Source organism: Streptococcus mitis, from assembly GCF_946188585.1.
Lineage (GTDB): Bacteria > Bacillota > Bacilli > Lactobacillales > Streptococcaceae > Streptococcus > Streptococcus mitis_DG.
Genome location: NZ_CAMHVI010000001.1, coordinates 236,759 through 252,957, shown reverse-complemented (window position 1 = coordinate 252,957; position 16,199 = coordinate 236,759). Strand labels below are relative to the sequence as shown.

At 42.8% G+C, this 16,199-nt stretch carries 19 protein-coding genes and 1 pseudogene; 18 read left to right on the top strand and 2 right to left on the bottom strand.

Annotated features, from left to right (window positions below; translation table 11 throughout):
• Positions 1 to 4: 4 nt before the first annotated feature.
• Both rpmA and N8M66_RS01250 read left to right on the top strand, forming a co-directional pair.
• On the top strand, positions 5 to 298 hold the full coding sequence (gene rpmA, locus N8M66_RS01255) for a 50S ribosomal protein L27 (RefSeq protein ID WP_000916509.1): 294 nt from the start codon (positions 5 to 7) through the stop codon (positions 296 to 298).
• 299 nt (positions 299 to 597) lie between these two features.
• A complete protein-coding gene (locus N8M66_RS01250) occupies positions 598 to 1,008 on the top strand; it encodes a DUF5301 domain-containing protein (protein WP_261045124.1) in 411 nt (136 codons plus the stop codon).
• 175 nt (positions 1,009 to 1,183) lie between these two features.
• Here the strand turns inward: N8M66_RS01250 and N8M66_RS01245 are convergent.
• A pseudogene (locus tag N8M66_RS01245) lies at positions 1,184 to 1,258 on the bottom strand (AraC family transcriptional regulator); the annotation flags it as partial.
• On the opposite strand from N8M66_RS01245, the gene N8M66_RS01240 reads away from it, so the two are divergent.
• The 16 genes from N8M66_RS01240 to N8M66_RS01165 all read left to right on the top strand — a co-directional run bounded on the left by N8M66_RS01240 (position 1,251) and on the right by N8M66_RS01165 (position 14,859).
• On the top strand, positions 1,251 to 2,159 hold the full coding sequence (locus tag N8M66_RS01240) for a LysR family transcriptional regulator (RefSeq protein ID WP_001025693.1): 909 nt from the start codon (positions 1,251 to 1,253) through the stop codon (positions 2,157 to 2,159). The pseudogene N8M66_RS01245 and the gene N8M66_RS01240 sit on opposite strands and share 8 nt — an antisense overlap.
• Positions 2,156 to 2,617 (top strand): signal peptidase II, encoded by a 462-nt coding sequence (gene lspA / locus N8M66_RS01235; RefSeq protein WP_261045123.1) that lies wholly within the window; start codon positions 2,156 to 2,158, stop codon positions 2,615 to 2,617. Before N8M66_RS01240 ends, lspA begins: the two co-directional genes overlap by 4 nt.
• Positions 2,607 to 3,497 (top strand): RluA family pseudouridine synthase, encoded by an 891-nt coding sequence (locus N8M66_RS01230; RefSeq protein WP_261045122.1) that lies wholly within the window; start codon positions 2,607 to 2,609, stop codon positions 3,495 to 3,497. The genes lspA and N8M66_RS01230 overlap by 11 nt, the downstream gene beginning before the upstream one ends.
• Before the next feature lie 109 nt (positions 3,498 to 3,606).
• Complete coding sequence (proB, locus tag N8M66_RS01225; protein ID WP_261045120.1) at positions 3,607 to 4,716, top strand: glutamate 5-kinase; 1,110 nt, start codon at positions 3,607 to 3,609, stop codon at positions 4,714 to 4,716.
• Between the two features lie 9 nt (positions 4,717 to 4,725).
• On the top strand, positions 4,726 to 5,988 hold the full coding sequence (locus tag N8M66_RS01220) for a glutamate-5-semialdehyde dehydrogenase (RefSeq protein ID WP_261045115.1): 1,263 nt from the start codon (positions 4,726 to 4,728) through the stop codon (positions 5,986 to 5,988).
• Between the two features lie 3 nt (positions 5,989 to 5,991).
• Positions 5,992 to 6,789 carry a pyrroline-5-carboxylate reductase gene (gene proC / locus N8M66_RS01215; protein ID WP_261045114.1) on the top strand — a complete coding sequence of 266 codons (798 nt, stop codon included), beginning with the start codon at positions 5,992 to 5,994 and terminating at the stop codon, positions 6,787 to 6,789.
• 231 nt (positions 6,790 to 7,020) lie between these two features.
• Positions 7,021 to 7,659, top strand: a complete 639-nt coding sequence (gene tmk, locus N8M66_RS01210; RefSeq protein WP_261045113.1) for a dTMP kinase — start codon at positions 7,021 to 7,023, stop codon at positions 7,657 to 7,659.
• The gene (locus N8M66_RS01205) at positions 7,656 to 8,546 is read left to right on the top strand and encodes a DNA polymerase III subunit delta' (RefSeq protein WP_261045111.1); all 891 of its coding nucleotides are present in this window, start codon (positions 7,656 to 7,658) and stop codon (positions 8,544 to 8,546) included. The genes tmk and N8M66_RS01205 overlap by 4 nt, the downstream gene beginning before the upstream one ends.
• Before the next feature lie 39 nt (positions 8,547 to 8,585).
• Positions 8,586 to 8,903, top strand: coding sequence for a DNA replication initiation control protein YabA (yabA, locus tag N8M66_RS01200; protein ID WP_000358227.1), 318 nt, complete (start codon positions 8,586 to 8,588; stop codon positions 8,901 to 8,903).
• 2 nt (positions 8,904 to 8,905) lie between these two features.
• Positions 8,906 to 9,784, top strand: a complete 879-nt coding sequence (gene rsmI / locus N8M66_RS01195) for a 16S rRNA (cytidine(1402)-2'-O)-methyltransferase (protein ID WP_261045110.1) — start codon at positions 8,906 to 8,908, stop codon at positions 9,782 to 9,784.
• Between the two features lie 134 nt (positions 9,785 to 9,918).
• Positions 9,919 to 11,253, top strand: a complete 1,335-nt coding sequence (trmFO, locus tag N8M66_RS01190; protein WP_042902397.1) for a methylenetetrahydrofolate--tRNA-(uracil(54)-C(5))-methyltransferase (FADH(2)-oxidizing) TrmFO — start codon at positions 9,919 to 9,921, stop codon at positions 11,251 to 11,253.
• Positions 11,254 to 11,336: 83 nt separating this feature from the next.
• Positions 11,337 to 12,074, top strand: coding sequence for a UMP kinase (pyrH, locus tag N8M66_RS01185; RefSeq protein ID WP_000002996.1), 738 nt, complete (start codon positions 11,337 to 11,339; stop codon positions 12,072 to 12,074).
• Positions 12,075 to 12,082: 8 nt separating this feature from the next.
• Positions 12,083 to 12,640: a ribosome recycling factor gene (frr, locus tag N8M66_RS01180; RefSeq protein ID WP_001262225.1), complete on the top strand. Its 558-nt coding sequence runs from the start codon at positions 12,083 to 12,085 to the stop codon at positions 12,638 to 12,640.
• 59 nt (positions 12,641 to 12,699) lie between these two features.
• Positions 12,700 to 13,554 carry an RNA-binding virulence regulatory protein CvfB gene (cvfB, locus tag N8M66_RS01175; protein ID WP_001095445.1) on the top strand — a complete coding sequence of 285 codons (855 nt, stop codon included), beginning with the start codon at positions 12,700 to 12,702 and terminating at the stop codon, positions 13,552 to 13,554.
• Positions 13,555 to 13,562: 8 nt separating this feature from the next.
• Positions 13,563 to 13,778: a YozE family protein gene (locus N8M66_RS01170; RefSeq protein ID WP_201058114.1), complete on the top strand. Its 216-nt coding sequence runs from the start codon at positions 13,563 to 13,565 to the stop codon at positions 13,776 to 13,778.
• Between the two features lie 85 nt (positions 13,779 to 13,863).
• Entirely contained in the window at positions 13,864 to 14,859 is a 996-nt protein-coding gene (locus tag N8M66_RS01165) for a PhoH family protein (protein WP_261045104.1), read from the top strand.
• Between the two features lie 55 nt (positions 14,860 to 14,914).
• Here the strand turns inward: N8M66_RS01165 and ald are convergent, their stop codons facing one another.
• Positions 14,915 to 16,027 carry an alanine dehydrogenase gene (gene ald / locus N8M66_RS01160; protein WP_261045102.1) on the bottom strand — a complete coding sequence of 371 codons (1,113 nt, stop codon included), beginning with the start codon at positions 16,025 to 16,027 and terminating at the stop codon, positions 14,915 to 14,917.
• Positions 16,028 to 16,199 lie beyond the last annotated feature (172 nt).

Sequence of the window (16,199 nt, the reverse complement as noted above, 5' to 3'; positions counted from 1 at the left end):
CATTATGTTAAAAATGACTCTTAACAACTTGCAACTTTTCGCCCACAAAAAAGGTGGAGGTTCTACATCAAACGGACGTGATTCACAAGCGAAACGTCTTGGAGCTAAAGCAGCTGACGGACAAACTGTAACAGGTGGATCAATCCTTTACCGTCAACGTGGTACACACATCTACCCAGGTGTAAACGTTGGACGTGGTGGAGACGATACTTTGTTCGCTAAAGTTGAAGGCGTAGTACGCTTTGAACGTAAAGGACGCGATAAAAAACAAGTTTCTGTTTACCCAATCGCTAAATAAAAAGGTCCAGTGAACCTTTTTATCCCGAGCCTTGAAATGTAAAGGCGAGGAAGCTAGAAATAGCATTAAATAAGGCTTTCCGAGTTTTCGGAGAGCCTATTTTTTTATTTTGATACCCACGCTGATACCCATATCTAAAATCCTATGTACGAGGCGAACTTAGTTGTAAAATTATAAATGTGAAACTTTTACAGTAATGAATGTTATAAGGGAATAAGATATTGTAAAAATTGCTAAGATTTGATATTATAATTGTATATAAAAGAAGAAGTAAGCAGGATGAAAGGAAGTGAACCTGTATGAAAAAAATTATCACAGTTATAGTCTGTTCAATCTCTTTTCTTGTTCTATCTGCTTGCGTTAGTAACAAAAAACTTATTCTTCCTGAACCAGAAACGATATCAGGAATTTATTTGCAGAAAAGTATCTCTGGAGATGTTAAAATTATAAACAAGAAAGATGATATCTCAGAATTGATTAAGGAGATACAGAAACAGTCAAAATCTACAACTTTGAAGAGTGTAAATGATCAACCGACAAATGTGAAAGATTACATCATTATCAAATTCACTCATCAGAATGAAGAAAATGATAGTGTAGCCTATCTATATACTATGAAAGAAAAACAGTATATTGAACAACCTTATGCTGGTATTTGGGAAGTAAATCCAGATATATCTAATAGGATTGAAGAGGTTTTTTCTAGTTGATTTATAGGGCAAAAGAAAATATTAGAGGCTTTTCTTGCATCATATTATAAACGGTAAATCAAAAGGATTTGCTGTTTTTATTTGCTTGAAATCAGATGAGGACTGAAAAAAGACATTATTCTAATTCTTGGATTGGGATGTTAGAGTCTTCATTGAGTTTTGAAAATTTCCATACTTTTTTCCTTTTTGGAAAACTTCTAAAATATGGTATAATGAAAAGATAAAGAAGTTGGGGGTAGAAGATGAACATTCAACAATTACGCTATGTTGTTGCCATTGCTAATAGTGGTACTTTCCGTGAAGCTGCTGAGAAGATGTATGTTAGTCAGCCGAGTCTGTCCATTTCTGTTCGTGATTTGGAAAAAGAGTTGGGTTTTAAGATTTTTCGTCGGACTAGCTCAGGGACTTTCTTGACTCGTCGTGGTATGGAATTTTATGAAAAAGCGCAAGAATTGGTCAAGGGATTTGATATTTTTCAAAATCAGTATGCCAATCCTGAAGAAGAAAAAGATGAATTTTCCATTGCTAGCCAGCACTATGACTTCTTGCCACCAACCATTACGGCCTTTTCAGAGCGCTATCCTGATTATAAGAACTTCCGTATTTTTGAATCAACTACTGTTCAAATCTTAGATGAAGTAGCGCAAGGACATAGTGAGATTGGCATTATCTACCTCAACAATCAAAATAAAAAGGGGATTATGCAACGGGTTGAAAAGCTAGGTCTGGAGGTCATTGAATTGATTCCCTTCCATACCCACATTTATCTCCGTGAGGGGCATCCTTTAGCCCAGAAAGAGGAATTGGTCATGGAGGATCTGGCGGATTTACCAACGGTTCGTTTCACTCAAGAGAAAGATGAGTACCTTTATTATTCAGAGAACTTTGTTGATACCAGCGCTAGCTCGCAGATGTTCAATGTGACAGACCGTGCTACTTTGAATGGTATTTTGGAACGGACAGACGCCTATGCGACAGGTTCTGGATTTTTAGATAGTGATAGTGTTAATGGCATAACAGTTATTCGTCTCAAGGATAACCTAGATAATCGCATGGTCTATGTTAAACGTGAGGAAGTGGAGCTTAGTCAGGCTGGAACTCTTTTCGTAGAAGTCATGCAAGAATATTTTGATCAGAAGAGGAAATCATGAAAAAAAGAGGAATAGTGGCAGTCATTGTACTGCTTTTGATTGCGCTGGATCAGTTAGTCAAATCCTATATCGTCTGGCAGATTCCACTGGGTGAGGTTCGTTCGTGGATACCCAATTTCGTTAGCTTGACCTACCTGCAAAATCGTGGGGCAGCCTTTTCCATGTTACAAGACCAGCAGTGGTTATTTGCTATTATTACATTGGTAGTTATGGTAGGTGCCATTTGGTATCTACATAAACACATGGAGGACTCGCTCTGGATGGTCCTGGGTTTGACCTTGATCATCGCAGGTGGTCTTGGAAACTTTATTGACAGAATCAGTCAAGGATTTGTTGTGGATATGTTCCACCTTGACTTTATTAATTTTGCAATTTTCAATGTTGCAGATAGTTATCTGACAGTTGGAGTGATTATTTTATTGATTGCAATGCTAAAAGAGGAAATAAATGGAAATTAAAATTGAAACTGGTGGCCTGCGTTTGGATAAGGCTTTGTCGGATTTGACAGAATTATCACGCAGTCTCGCGAATGAACAAATTAAATCAGGCCAGGTCTTGGTCAATGGGCAAGTCAAGAAAGCTAAGTACACGGTCCAAGAGGGCGATGTGGTCACTTACCATGTGCCAGAACCAGAGGTCTTAGAGTATGTGGCTGAGAATCTTCCGATAGAAATCGTCTACCAAGATGAGGATGTGGCTGTCGTTAACAAACCTCAGGGGATGGTGGTGCATCCAAGTGCTGGTCATACTAGCGGAACCTTGGTCAATGCCCTTATGTACCATATTAAGGACTTGTCGGGTATCAATGGGGTCCTCCGTCCGGGAATTGTTCACCGTATTGATAAGGATACGTCAGGTCTTCTTATGATTGCTAAAAATGATGAGGCGCATCTAGCACTTGCCCAAGAACTAAAGGATAAAAAGTCTCTCCGCAAATATTGGGCGATTGTTCATGGAAATCTGCCCAATGATCGTGGTGTAATTGAAGCGCCGATTGGCCGGAGTGAAAAAGACCGTAAGAAACAGGCTGTAACTGCTAAAGGGAAACCTGCAGTGACCCGTTTCCACGTCTTGGAACGCTTTGGTGATTATAGCTTGGTAGAGTTGCAGCTGGAGACAGGGCGTACCCATCAAATCCGTGTTCACATGGCTTATATTGGCCATCCAGTTGCTGGTGATGAAGTCTATGGACCACGCAAGACTCTGAAAGGGCATGGGCAATTTCTTCATGCCAAGACTCTGGGTTTTACTCATCCGAGAACAGGTGAGACCTTGGAATTTACAGCAGATATCCCAGATATTTTTAAGGAAACCTTGGAGAGATTGAGAAAGAATTAGACGTGATAAAAGGTTGAGATAGCTTGTCTCGACCTTTTTCCTATCAACTCTTTTCTATTTCCTGTCATTCATGTTATAATGGATAAATATGAAGAATCGGAGTGAGACTATGAAATACAAACGGATTGTCTTTAAGGTGGGAACTTCTTCTCTGACAAATGAGGATGGAAGTTTATCACGTAGTAAGGTAAAGGCTATTACCCAGCAGTTGGCTATGTTGCACCAGGCTGGTCATGAATTGATTTTGGTGTCGTCGGGTGCTATTGCTGCAGGTTTTGGAGCCTTAGGATTTAAAAAGCGTCCGACTAAGATTGCTGATAAACAGGCTTCAGCAGCGGTAGGGCAGGGGCTTTTGTTGGAAGAATACACGACCAATCTTCTCTTGCGCCAAATTGTTTCTGCACAAATCTTGCTGACTCAGGACGACTTTGTGGATAAGCGCCGTTATAAAAATGCTCATCAGGCTTTGTCGGTTTTACTTAGCCGTGGTGCGATTCCTATCATCAATGAGAATGATAGTGTCGTCATTGATGAGCTTAAGGTTGGGGACAATGACACTCTTAGTGCCCAGGTGGCGGCGATGGTCCAAGCAGACCTTTTGGTTCTCTTGACAGATGTGGACGGTCTCTATACTGGAAATCCTAATTCAGATCCACAAGCCAAACGATTGGAGAAAATCGAGACCATTAATCGTGAGATTATTGATATGGCAGGTGGAGCCGGTTCTTCAAACGGGACTGGGGGCATGCTTACAAAAATCAAAGCTGCAACTATCGCGACGGAATCAGGAGTTCCTGTTTATATCTGCTCATCCTTGAATTCAGATGCCATGATTGAGGCAGCTGAGGAGACCAAGGATGGTTCTTACTTTGTTGCACAGGAGAAAGGGCTCCGTACCCAGAAACAATGGCTAGCTTTTTATGCCAAAAGTCAGGGTTCTATTTGGGTTGATAAAGGGGCTGCAGAAGCTCTCTCTCAATATGGCAAGAGTCTTCTCTTATCTGGTATTGTTGAAGCAGAAGGAGCCTTTTCTTACGGTGATATTGTGACAGTATTTGACAAGGAAAGTGGAAAATCACTTGGAAAAGGGCGCGTGCAATTTGGAGCATCTGCTTTGGAGGATATGTTGCGTTCTCAAAAAGCCAAGGGTGTCTTGATTCACCGTGATGACTGGATTTCCATTACGCCTGAAATCCAACTACTCTTTACAGAATTTTAGAGGTAAACTATGGTAAGTACACAAGAACAATTTGAACAGGTACAGGCTGTTAAAAAATCGATCAACACAGCTAGTGAAGAGGTGAAAAACCAAGCCTTGCTCGCCATGGCTGATCACTTAGTGGCTGCTACTGAGGAAATTTTAGCGGCCAATGCCCTCGATATGGAAGCAGCCAAGGGTAAAATCTCAGATGTGATGCTGGATCGTCTTTATTTGGATGCAGTGCGTATAGAAGCAATGGCAACTGGGATTCGTGAAGTGGTTGCCTTACCAGATCCAATCGGTGAAGTTTTAGAAACTAATCAGCTTGAAAATGGTTTGGTTATCACCAAGAAGCGGGTGGCTATGGGCGTCATCGGTATTATCTATGAAAGCCGTCCAAATGTGACTTCTGACGCGGCTGCTTTGGCTCTCAAGAGTGGAAATGCAGTTGTTCTTCGTAGTGGGAAGGATGCCTACCAAACAGCTCATGCAATTGTCACAGCCTTGAAGAAGGGCTTGGAGACAACGACCATTCATCCAGATGTGATTCAACTGGTGGAAGATACTAGCCGTGAAAGTAGCTATGCTATGATGAAGGCCAAGGGCTATCTAGACCTTCTCATTCCTCGTGGAGGGGCTGGTTTGATTAATGCCGTGGTTGAAAATGCTATCGTACCAGTTATCGAGACAGGGACAGGGATTGTTCATGTTTATGTCGATAAGGACGCAGACGACGATAAGGCTCTATCGATCATAAACAATGCTAAAACTAGTCGTCCTTCTGTTTGCAATGCCATGGAGGTTCTGCTGGTTCATGAAGACAAGGCAGCAAGTTTCCTTCCTCGCTTGGAGCAAGTTCTGGTTGTAGATCGTAAGGAAGCTGGGCTGGAACCAATTCAATTCCGCTTGGATAGTAAAGCAAGTCAGTTTGTTTCAGGTCAAGCAGCTGAGGCTCAAGACTTTGACACCGAGTTTTTAGACTATGTCCTAGCGGTTAAGGTTGTGAGCAGTTTAGAAGAAGCGGTTGCGCACATTGAAGCCCACAGTACCCATCATTCGGACGCCATTGTGACTGAAAATGATGAAGCTGCAACTTACTTTACAGATCAAGTGGACTCTGCAGCAGTCTATGTCAATGCTTCAACTCGTTTCACCGATGGAGGTCAATTTGGTCTTGGTTGTGAAATGGGGATTTCTACTCAAAAACTGCACGCGCGTGGTCCTATGGGATTGAAGGAATTGACTAGCTACAAGTATGTGGTTACTGGTGACGGACAGATAAGGGAGTAAGAGATGAAGATTGGATTTATCGGTTTGGGGAATATGGGAGCTAGTTTGGCCAAGGCTGTTTTGCAGGCCAAGACGGGTGCTCAGATTCTCCTTGCCAATCGTAGTCAAGCTAAGGTGGAGGCTTTCATTGCCAACTTTGGTGGTCAGTCTTCTAGCAACGAAGAAATCTTCGCAGAAGCAGATATGATTTTTCTAGGTGTTAAGCCAGCCCAGTTCTCAGACTTGCTTTCTCAATATCAGACCATTCTTGAAAAACGAGAGAGTCTTCTTTTGATTTCCATGGCAGCTGGATTGACTTTAGAAAAACTAGCAAGTCTTATCCCAAGTCAACACCGAATTATTCGTATGATGCCAAATACCCCGGCTTCTATCGGTCAAGGAGTGATTAGTTATGCCTTGTCTCCTAATTGCAGGGCTGAGGACAGTGAGCTCTTTTGTCAGCTGTTAGCCAAGGCAGGTCTCTTGGTTGAACTAGGAGAAGGCTTAATCGACGCAGCGACAGGTCTTGCAGGTTGTGGACCAGCCTTTGTCTATCTCTTTATTGAGGCCTTAGCAGATGCGGGTGTTCAAACGGGATTGCCACGAGAAACGGCATTGAAAATGGCGACTCAAACAGTTGTCGGCGCCGGACAATTGGTCCTAGAAAGCCAAGAGCATCCTGGGGTCTTGAAAGATCAAGTTTGTAGCCCAGGTGGTTCGACTATCGCTGGTGTAGCAAGCCTAGAAGCGCATGCTTTTCGAGGCACAGTCATGGAGGCAGTTGGTCAAGCCTACAAGCGAACACAAGAACTAGGTAAATAAGAGGTGGATTTGTCTGCCTCTTTTATGGTGGTTGACACTCTTCGAAAATCAAATTCAAACTGTGTCAGCTTCCATCTGCAACCTCAAAACAGTGTTTTGAGCAACCTGCGGCTAGCTTCCTAGTTTGCTCTTTGATTTTCATTGAGTATGAAATGAGAAGACACAAAAAGATTGTCACAAACCCCTATTTTTTTGATAGAATAGAAGTAGTAAAAAAGAAATGAGTTAGACATGTCAAAAGGATTTTTAGTCTCTCTTGAGGGACCAGAGGGAGCAGGCAAGACCAGTGTTTTAGAGGCTCTGCTACCAATTTTAGATGAAAAAGGAGTAGAGGTGCTGACGACCCGAGAACCTGGCGGAGTCTTAATTGGGGAGAAAATTCGGGAAGTAATTTTGGATCCAAGTCATACTCAGATGGATGCTAAGACTGAACTCCTTCTCTATATTGCCAGTCGTAGACAGCATTTGGTGGAAAAAGTTCTTCCAGCCCTTGAAGCTGGCAAGTTGGTCATTATGGATCGCTTCATCGATAGTTCTGTTGCTTATCAGGGATTTGGTCGTGGCCTAGATATTAACTCCATTGATTGGCTCAATCACTTTGCGACAGATGGCCTCAAACCTGATTTGACTCTTTATTTTGACATAGAAGTGGAAGAGGGGCTGGCTCGCATTGCTGCTAATAGTGACCGCGAGGTTAATCGTTTGGACTTGGAAGGGTTGGACTTGCATAAAAAAGTCCGTCAAGGCTACCTTTCTCTTCTGGACAAAGAAGGAAAACGTATTGTCAAGATTGATGCCAGTCTTCCTTTGGAGCAAGTTGTGGAAGCTACCAAGGCTGTCTTGTTTGATAGAATAGGCTTGGCTAAATGAAACAAGAAGAATTAAAGGCTTGGCAGCCAGATCAGTTTGACCGCTTTGTCCGTATCCTAGAACAAGACCAGCTCAATCACGCCTACCTCTTTTCAGGTTTTTTTGGAAGCTTGGAAATGGCGCAGTTTTTGGCTAAGAGCCTCTTTTGTACGGATAAAGTAGGCATTTTACCATGTGAGAAATGCCGAAATTGCAAGCTGATTGAACAGGAAGAGTTTCCAGATGTTACCTTGATTAAGCCAGTCAATCAGGTCATCAAGACAGAACGCATTCGGGAATTGGTGGGACAATTTTCCCAAGCAGGGATTGAAAGTCAGCAACAGGTCTTTATTATCGAGCAAGCTGAGAAAATGCATCCCAATGCAGCAAACTCTCTGCTCAAGGTCATTGAAGAACCCCAGAGTGAGGTTTATATTTTCTTCTTGACCAGCGATGAGGAAAAGATGTTACCGACCATCCGTAGTCGGACCCAGATTTTCCACTTTAAAAAGCAAGAAGAAAAGCTCGTCTTGCTCTTAGAACAAATGGGGCTGGTTAAGAAAAAAGCGACTCTCTTAGCCCAGTTTAGTCAATCGCGAGCTGAAGCAGAAAAGTTGGCAAATCAAGCAAGTTTTTGGACCTTGGTGGATGAAAGTGAACGCCTGCTGACCTGGTTGTTAGCTAAGAAAAAAGAAAGTTATTTGCAAGTTGCTAAATTAGCCAACTTGGCAGATGACAAGGAAAAACAGGATCAGGTCTTGCGAATCCTTGAAGTCCTCTGTGGGCAGGATTTTCTGCAAGCAAGAGTAAGGGTGATTCTACAAGATTTGTTAGAAGCTAGAAAAATGTGGCAAGCTAATGTCAGCTTTCAAAATGCCATGGAATATCTGGTCTTGAAAGAAATGTAAACTCAAAAATGAACGATAAAGAAAGGAAAGGGCTGGTTTATGGACAAAAAAGAATTATTTGACGCGCTGGATGATTTTTCCCAACAGTTATTGGTAACCTTGGCCGATGTTGAAGCCATCAAGAAAAATCTCAAGAGCCTGGTAGAGGAAAATACAGCTCTTCGTTTGGAAAATTCTAAGTTGCGCGAACGCTTGGGTGAGGTGGAAGCAGATGCCCCTGTCAAGGCTAAGCATGTTCGCGAAAGTGTCCGTCGGATTTATAAAGACGGATTTCACGTATGTAATGATTTTTATGGACAACGTCGAGAACAGGACGAAGAATGTATGTTCTGTGACGAGTTGTTATACAGGGAGTAGGCATGCAGATTCAAAAAAGTTTTAAGGGGCAGTCTCTCTATGGCAAGCTGTATCTAGTGGCAACGCCGATTGGAAATCTAGATGATATGACCTTTCGTGCTATCCAAACCTTGAAAGAAGTGGATTGGATTGCGGCTGAGGACACGCGCAATACAGGCCTTTTGCTCAAGCATTTTGACATTTCGACCAAACAGATCAGTTTTCATGAGCACAATGCCAAGGAAAAAATTCCTGATTTGATTGATTTCTTGAAAGCAGGACAAAGTATTGCTCAGGTATCCGATGCGGGTCTTCCTAGCATTTCAGACCCTGGTCATGATTTGGTCAAGGCAGCTATTGAGGAAGAAATTGCGGTTGTTACAGTTCCAGGAGCCTCTGCAGGGATTTCCGCCTTGATTGCCAGTGGTTTAGCGCCACAGCCACATATCTTTTATGGTTTCTTACCGAGAAAATCAGGCCAGCAAAAGCAATTTTTCGACTCAAAAAAAGACTATCCTGAAACTCAGATTTTCTATGAATCACCTCATCGTGTGGCAGATACACTGGAAAATATGCTAGAAATCTACGGTGACCGCTCGGTCGTCTTGGTCAGGGAATTGACCAAAATCTATGAAGAATACCAAAGAGGTACCATTTCAGAGTTATTAGAAAGCATAGCTGAAACGCCACTCAAGGGAGAATGCCTTCTCATCGTTGAAGGTGCCAGCCAAGATGTGGAGGAAAAAAATGAGGAGGACTTGTTTTCAGAAATCCAAGCACGCATCCAGCAAGGCATGAAGAAAAACCAAGCTATTAAGGAAGTTGCTAAGATTTACCAGTGGAATAAAAGTCAGCTCTACGCTGCCTACCACGATTGGGAAGAAAAACAAGAAAATGACTAAACAGGGAAGTTTTCCTTCTTCCTTTTTTTTGTTATACTAGTAGAAGAAAAAATTAGAAAGATTTGTGGGTGTCAAACAGTCTAGTAGCTTGTTTTTATTTGGACTTAGTTTCCACCCAAAGAGGTATTAGTGTCGTGTCTCAATCTTATATCAATGTTATCGGTGCTGGTTTGGCAGGTTCTGAAGCCGCCTACCAAATCGCAGAACGTGGTATTCCAGTTAAACTATATGAAATGCGTGGGGTCAAGTCGACTCCCCAGCACAAAACAGACAATTTTGCTGAGTTAGTTTGTTCCAATTCCTTGCGTGGGGATGCTTTGACAAATGCTGTAGGGCTTCTTAAGGAAGAAATGCGTCGCTTAGGTTCTGTTATCTTAGAATCTGCTGAAGCAACCCGTGTTCCTGCTGGTGGCGCCCTTGCGGTGGACCGTGATGGTTTCTCCCAAATGGTGACTGAAAAAGTGGCCAACCATCCCTTGATTGAAGTGGTTCGTGATGAAATTACAGAATTGCCAACTGATGTTATTACGGTTGTCGCTACTGGTCCTTTGACTAGCGATGCCCTAGCTGAGAAGATTCATGCCCTTAATGACGGCGATGGTTTCTATTTCTATGATGCGGCAGCGCCTATTATTGACGTCAACACCATTGATATGAGCAAGGTCTATCTCAAGTCTCGTTATGATAAGGGAGAGGCGGCCTACCTCAATGCGCCCATGACCAAACAAGAGTTTATGGATTTCCATGAAGCCTTGGTCAATGCAGAAGAAGCACCGCTAAATTCTTTCGAAAAAGAAAAGTACTTTGAAGGTTGTATGCCTATCGAAGTCATGGCTAAGCGTGGCATTAAAACCATGCTTTATGGTCCGATGAAACCAGTCGGTCTGGAGTATCCAGATGACTACACAGGACCTCGTGATGGAGAATTCAAAACACCTTATGCGGTGGTTCAGCTTCGTCAGGATAATGCGGCTGGTAGCCTCTACAATATCGTCGGTTTCCAGACCCACCTCAAATGGGGAGAACAAAAGCGTGTCTTCCAAATGATTCCAGGTCTTGAAAATGCGGAGTTTGTTCGTTATGGGGTCATGCACCGCAATTCTTACATGGATTCACCAAATCTTCTGGAGCAGACCTACCGTTCTAAGAAGCAACCAAATCTCTTCTTTGCTGGTCAAATGACGGGTGTGGAAGGCTATGTTGAATCAGCAGCTTCAGGCTTAGTTGCGGGTATTAATGCAGCTCGTCTTTTCAAGGGAGAAAGCGAGGCTATTTTCCCAGAGACAACAGCGATTGGAAGTCTGGCTCATTACATCACCCATGCGGACAGCAAGCATTTCCAACCGATGAATGTCAATTTTGGGATTATCAAAGAGTTGGAAGGCGAACGTATCCGTGATAAGAAGGCTCGTTATGAAAAAATTGCAGAGCGTGCCCTTGCCGACTTAGAGGAATTTTTAACAGTCTAATTTTTTTGAAAGAATTGCTCATGATACTATAAAAATCTTAGAAATTGTGATAAAATAGGTAGGATAAAAAAAGGAGAGTGAAAATGGCGAATCCCAAGTATAAACGTATTTTAATCAAGTTATCAGGTGAAGCCCTTGCCGGTGAACGTGGCGTAGGGATTGATATCCAAACAGTTCAAACAATCGCAAAAGAGATTCAAGAAGTTCATAGCTTAGGTATCGAAATTGCCCTTGTTATTGGTGGAGGAAATCTCTGGCGTGGTGAACCTGCTGCAGAAGCAGGAATGGACCGCGTTCAGGCAGATTACACAGGAATGCTTGGGACTGTTATGAATGCTCTTGTGATGGCAGATTCATTGCAACAAGTTGGGGTTGATACGCGTGTACAAACAGCCATTGCCATGCAACAAGTGGCAGAGCCTTACGTACGTGGACGTGCCCTTCGTCACCTTGAAAAAGGCCGTATCGTTATCTTTGGTGCTGGAATTGGTTCACCTTACTTCTCAACAGATACAACAGCGGCTCTTCGTGCAGCTGAAATCGAAGCAGATGCCATCCTCATGGCTAAAAATGGCGTCGACGGTGTTTATAATGCCGATCCTAAGAAGGACAAGACAGCCGTTAAGTTTGAAGAATTGACTCACCGTGACGTTATCAATAAAGGTCTTCGTATCATGGATTCAACAGCTTCAACCCTCTCAATGGACAACGACATTGACTTGGTTGTCTTCAACATGAACCAACCAGGCAACATCAAACGTGTCGTATTTGGTGAAAATATCGGAACAACAGTTTCAAATAATATCGAAGAAAAGGAATAAGAAAGATTATGGCTAACGCAATTATTGAAAAAGCTAAAGAGAGAATGACCCAGTCTCACCAATCACTTGCTCGTGAATTTGGTGGTATCCGTGCCGGTCGTGCCAATGCAAGCTTGCTTGACCGTGTACATGTAGAGTACTATGGAGTAGAAACTCCCCTTAACCAAATCGCTTCAATTACGATTCCAGAAGCGCGTGTCTTGTTGGTAACACCATTTGACAAGTCTTCATTGAAAGACATCGAACGTGCCTTGAACGCTTCTGATCTTGGTATTACACCAGCTAATGATGGTTCTGTGATTCGTTTGGTTATCCCTGCTCTTACAGAAGAAACTCGTCGTGACCTTGCTAAAGAAGTGAAGAAGGTCGGCGAAAATGCTAAAGTGGCTGTCCGCAATATCCGTCGCGATGCTATGGACGAAGCTAAGAAACAAGAAAAAGCAAAAGAAATCACTGAAGACGAATTGAAGACTCTTGAAAAAGACATTCAAAAAGTAACAGACGATGCTGTTAAACACATCGACGACATGACTGCCAACAAAGAAAAAGAACTCTTGGAAGTCTAAAAATAAACAGAAAAACTCAGTTGGCATTGCTGGCTGAGTTTTATTCGAAAGAAGGAAATATGAATACAAATCTTGCAAGTTTTATCGTTGGACTCATCATCGATGAAAATGACCGTTTTTACTTTGTGCAAAAGGATGGCCAAACCTATGCGCTTGCTAAGGAAGAAGGTCAGCATACAGTAGGGGATACGGTTAAAGGTTTCGCCTATACAGATATGAAGCAAAAACTCCGCTTGACGACTCTAGAAGTGACTGCTACTCAGGACCAATTTGGTTGGGGACGTGTCACAGAAGTTCGTAAGGACTTGGGTGTTTTTGTGGATACAGGACTTCCTGACAAGGAAATCGTAGTGTCACTCGATATTCTCCCTGAGCTCAAGGAACTCTGGCCTAAGAAGGGCGACCAGCTCTACATCCGTCTTGAAGTGGACAAGAAAGATCGAATCTGGGGACTATTGGCCTATCAAGAAGACTTCCAACGTCTGGCTCGTCCTGCCTACAACAATATGCAGAACCAAAACTGGCCAGCCATTGTATACCGTCTCAAGCTGTCAGGAACCTTTGTTTACCTACCAGAAAATAACATGCTTGGCTTTATCCATCCTAGCGAGCGCTACGCAGAGCCACGGTTGGGTCAAGTGTTAGATGCGCGTGTCATTGGATTCCGTGAGGTTGATAGAACTCTGAACCTCTCCCTAAAACCGCGTTCATTTGAAATGTTGGAAAATGATGCCCAGATGATTTTGACCTACTTGGAAAGCAATGGCGGTTTCATGACCTTAAATGATAAGTCATCTCCAGACGACATCAAGGCAACCTTTGGCATTTCTAAAGGTCAGTTCAAGAAAGCTTTAGGTGGTCTTATGAAGGCTGGTAAAATCAAGCAAGACCAGTTTGGGACAGAGTTGATTTAGGGAGACATATGAGAAAATCATTTTACACTTGGCTCATGACCGAGCGCAATCCTAAAAGTAACAATCCCAAGGCTATCTTGGCAGACCTCGCTTTTGAAGAATCAGCCTTTCCAAAACATACGGATGATTTTGATGAGGTCAGTCGATTTTTGGAGGAGCATGCCAGTTTTTCTTTTAACCTAGGAGACTTTGACGCTATCTGGCAAGAATACTTAGAACACTAGACTTTATTCATTGGGTTTGGGCTAGTAATTTCTCCATCCCTTTGCTATAATAAAAAGAAATAAAAGGATTAGAGAGGTTCTTTATTTGAAGGAACATTCAATTGACATTCAACTGAGTCATCCAGATGACCTGTTTCATCTTTTTGGTTCCAATGAACGCCATCTTCGTTTGATGGAAGAAGAGCTTGATGTTGTGATTCATGCTCGTACGGAGATTGTCCAGGTTTTGGGAGAAGAGAATGCCTGTGAGGAAGCTCGTCAGGTTATTCAAGCTCTCATGGTTTTGGTGAATCGTGGGATGACAGTCGGCACACCAGATGTGGTGACTGCGATTAGCATGGTCAAAAACGATGAAATCGACAAGTTTGTTGCCCTTTACGAAGAAGAAATTATCAAGGACAATACAGGTAAACCGATTCGCGTCAAAACATTGGGTCAAAAGCTTTATGTGGATAGTGTTAAACAGCACGATGTGACCTTTGGAATCGGACCAGCAGGGACAGGGAAGACCTTTCTTGCAGTGACCTTGGCAGTGACTGCCCTTAAACGTGGGCAGGTCAAGCGAATTATCCTGACACGCCCAGCGGTGGAAGCAGGAGAGAGTCTAGGTTTTCTTCCGGGTGATCTCAAGGAAAAGGTGGATCCTTACCTTCGACCTGTTTATGATGCCTTGTATCAGATTCTCGGCAAAGACCAAACAACTCGTCTCATGGAGCGTGAAATTATTGAAATCGCCCCCCTTGCCTATATGCGTGGACGGACCTTGGATGATGCCTTTGTCATTCTCGATGAGGCGCAAAATACGACCATCATGCAGATGAAGATGTTCCTGACTCGTTTAGGCTTTAACTCTAAAATGATTGTTAATGGAGATATCAGTCAGATTGACCTGCCGCGTAATGTCAAATCCGGTTTGATTGATGCTCAAGAGAAACTCAAGAACATTCATCAAATTGACTTTGTTCATTTTTCAGCTAAGGATGTGGTTCGACATCCAGTTGTCGCTCAGATTATCCGAGCTTATGAACCAGCTCCAATTAAAAATGAAAAGCGTGAAGAAGTCCAAGAAGAAACAGAATAGCAAAAAAGAGCAGTTCAGGTGGAATTGCTCTTTCTTTTATCTGATAATTAGATTTTTATACTAGTTCATCAATTGGAGTATGTTTTTTATCGAGACCTTGGGCTACTGGAAGACTGGTTAAGTAACCTTGATAAGTGGTAACACCTTGACGCAAGGCTCCATCTTCAGAGATTGCTTGTACAAATCCTTTTTCTGCTAAAGCTTCGATATAAGGAAGAGTGACATTGGTTAGGGAGATGGTTGAAGTACGAGCAACCGCTCCGGGGATGTTGGCAACGGCATAGTGGAGCACACTGTGTTTTTCATAGACAGGTTCATCGTGCGTTGTCACACGGTCAGCTGTCTCGATAACGCCACCTTGGTCAACGGCAACGTCAACGATGACTGATCCTGGACGCATTTGTTTGACCATCTCATCTGTCACCAATTTTGGTGCTTTGGAACCAGGAATGAGAACCGCTCCAATAACAACATCCGCATCTCTCACACTGGCTTCGATGTTGAATGAATTGGACATGAGAGTTTGAATTTGGTGGCCAAAGACCTCATCTAAAACGGAGAGACGTTTAGCACTGATATCAAGGATGGTTACTTGAGCTCCCAATCCTAAAGCGATGCGGGCAGCATGGGTCCCTACGACACCGCCACCGATGATGGTTACTTTCCCTTTAGGTACACCCGGTACACCACCCAGTAGGACACCAGAACCTCCTGCTTGCTTAGTTAGGAAATGAGCACCGATTTGGACTGCCATACGGCCTGCAACCTCACTCATAGGAACGAGGAGTGGTAACTGACCTTGGGAATCACGAACAGTTTCATAGGCAATCCCCGTTGTTTTCGCTACTAGCATAGCATCTGCTAATTCAGGCGCTGCGGCCATGTGCAAGTAGGTGAAGAGAAGCAGGTCTTCACGCAAGTACTCATATTCAGAAGTTAATGGTTCTTTTACTTTCACGACTAACTCTGCAGCCCAAGCTTCACCAGCAGTAGCGACAATCTCAGCTCCTTGCTTTTGATAGTCAGCATCAGTAAAGCCAGAACCGAGACCAGCATTTGTTTCGATAAGGACGCGATGACCACGACCGACTAAGCTGTGGACACCAGCAGGTGTGAGGGCAACACGGTTTTCATTATTCTTAATTTCTTTTGGAATTCCGATTAACATAGAGAAAAACTCCCTTTCTATTGACGGGTTATAAATGATTTATCACAATTTTCTATAAAATAAGGTGATGATTTTATTCTATATGAAACCGCTTTAAAAATCAAGAAAAACTTGTTGTAACTTCTTTTTTATGCTAGACTGATAGAAAATACTTTTGAATGGTAGAAACGTA

Bases quoted from the DNA above. Each gene is read 5' to 3' on its own strand.
- rpmA (WP_000916509.1), top strand. From the start codon at position 5: ATGTTAAAAATGACTCTTAACAACTTGCAACTTTTCGCCCACAAAAAA.
- N8M66_RS01250 (WP_261045124.1), top strand. From the start codon at position 598: ATGAAAAAAATTATCACAGTTATAGTCTGTTCAATCTCTTTTCTTGTT.
- N8M66_RS01240 (WP_001025693.1), top strand. From the start codon at position 1,251: ATGAACATTCAACAATTACGCTATGTTGTTGCCATTGCTAATAGTGGT.
- lspA (WP_261045123.1), top strand. From the start codon at position 2,156: ATGAAAAAAAGAGGAATAGTGGCAGTCATTGTACTGCTTTTGATTGCG.
- N8M66_RS01230 (WP_261045122.1), top strand. From the start codon at position 2,607: ATGGAAATTAAAATTGAAACTGGTGGCCTGCGTTTGGATAAGGCTTTG.
- proB (WP_261045120.1), top strand. From the start codon at position 3,607: ATGAAATACAAACGGATTGTCTTTAAGGTGGGAACTTCTTCTCTGACA.
- N8M66_RS01220 (WP_261045115.1), top strand. From the start codon at position 4,726: ATGGTAAGTACACAAGAACAATTTGAACAGGTACAGGCTGTTAAAAAA.
- proC (WP_261045114.1), top strand. From the start codon at position 5,992: ATGAAGATTGGATTTATCGGTTTGGGGAATATGGGAGCTAGTTTGGCC.
- tmk (WP_261045113.1), top strand. From the start codon at position 7,021: ATGTCAAAAGGATTTTTAGTCTCTCTTGAGGGACCAGAGGGAGCAGGC.
- N8M66_RS01205 (WP_261045111.1), top strand. From the start codon at position 7,656: ATGAAACAAGAAGAATTAAAGGCTTGGCAGCCAGATCAGTTTGACCGC.
- yabA (WP_000358227.1), top strand. From the start codon at position 8,586: ATGGACAAAAAAGAATTATTTGACGCGCTGGATGATTTTTCCCAACAG.
- rsmI (WP_261045110.1), top strand. From the start codon at position 8,906: ATGCAGATTCAAAAAAGTTTTAAGGGGCAGTCTCTCTATGGCAAGCTG.
- pyrH (WP_000002996.1), top strand. From the start codon at position 11,337: ATGGCGAATCCCAAGTATAAACGTATTTTAATCAAGTTATCAGGTGAA.
- frr (WP_001262225.1), top strand. From the start codon at position 12,083: ATGGCTAACGCAATTATTGAAAAAGCTAAAGAGAGAATGACCCAGTCT.
- cvfB (WP_001095445.1), top strand. From the start codon at position 12,700: ATGAATACAAATCTTGCAAGTTTTATCGTTGGACTCATCATCGATGAA.
- N8M66_RS01170 (WP_201058114.1), top strand. From the start codon at position 13,563: ATGAGAAAATCATTTTACACTTGGCTCATGACCGAGCGCAATCCTAAA.
- ald (WP_261045102.1), bottom strand. From the start codon at position 16,027: ATGTTAATCGGAATTCCAAAAGAAATTAAGAATAATGAAAACCGTGTT.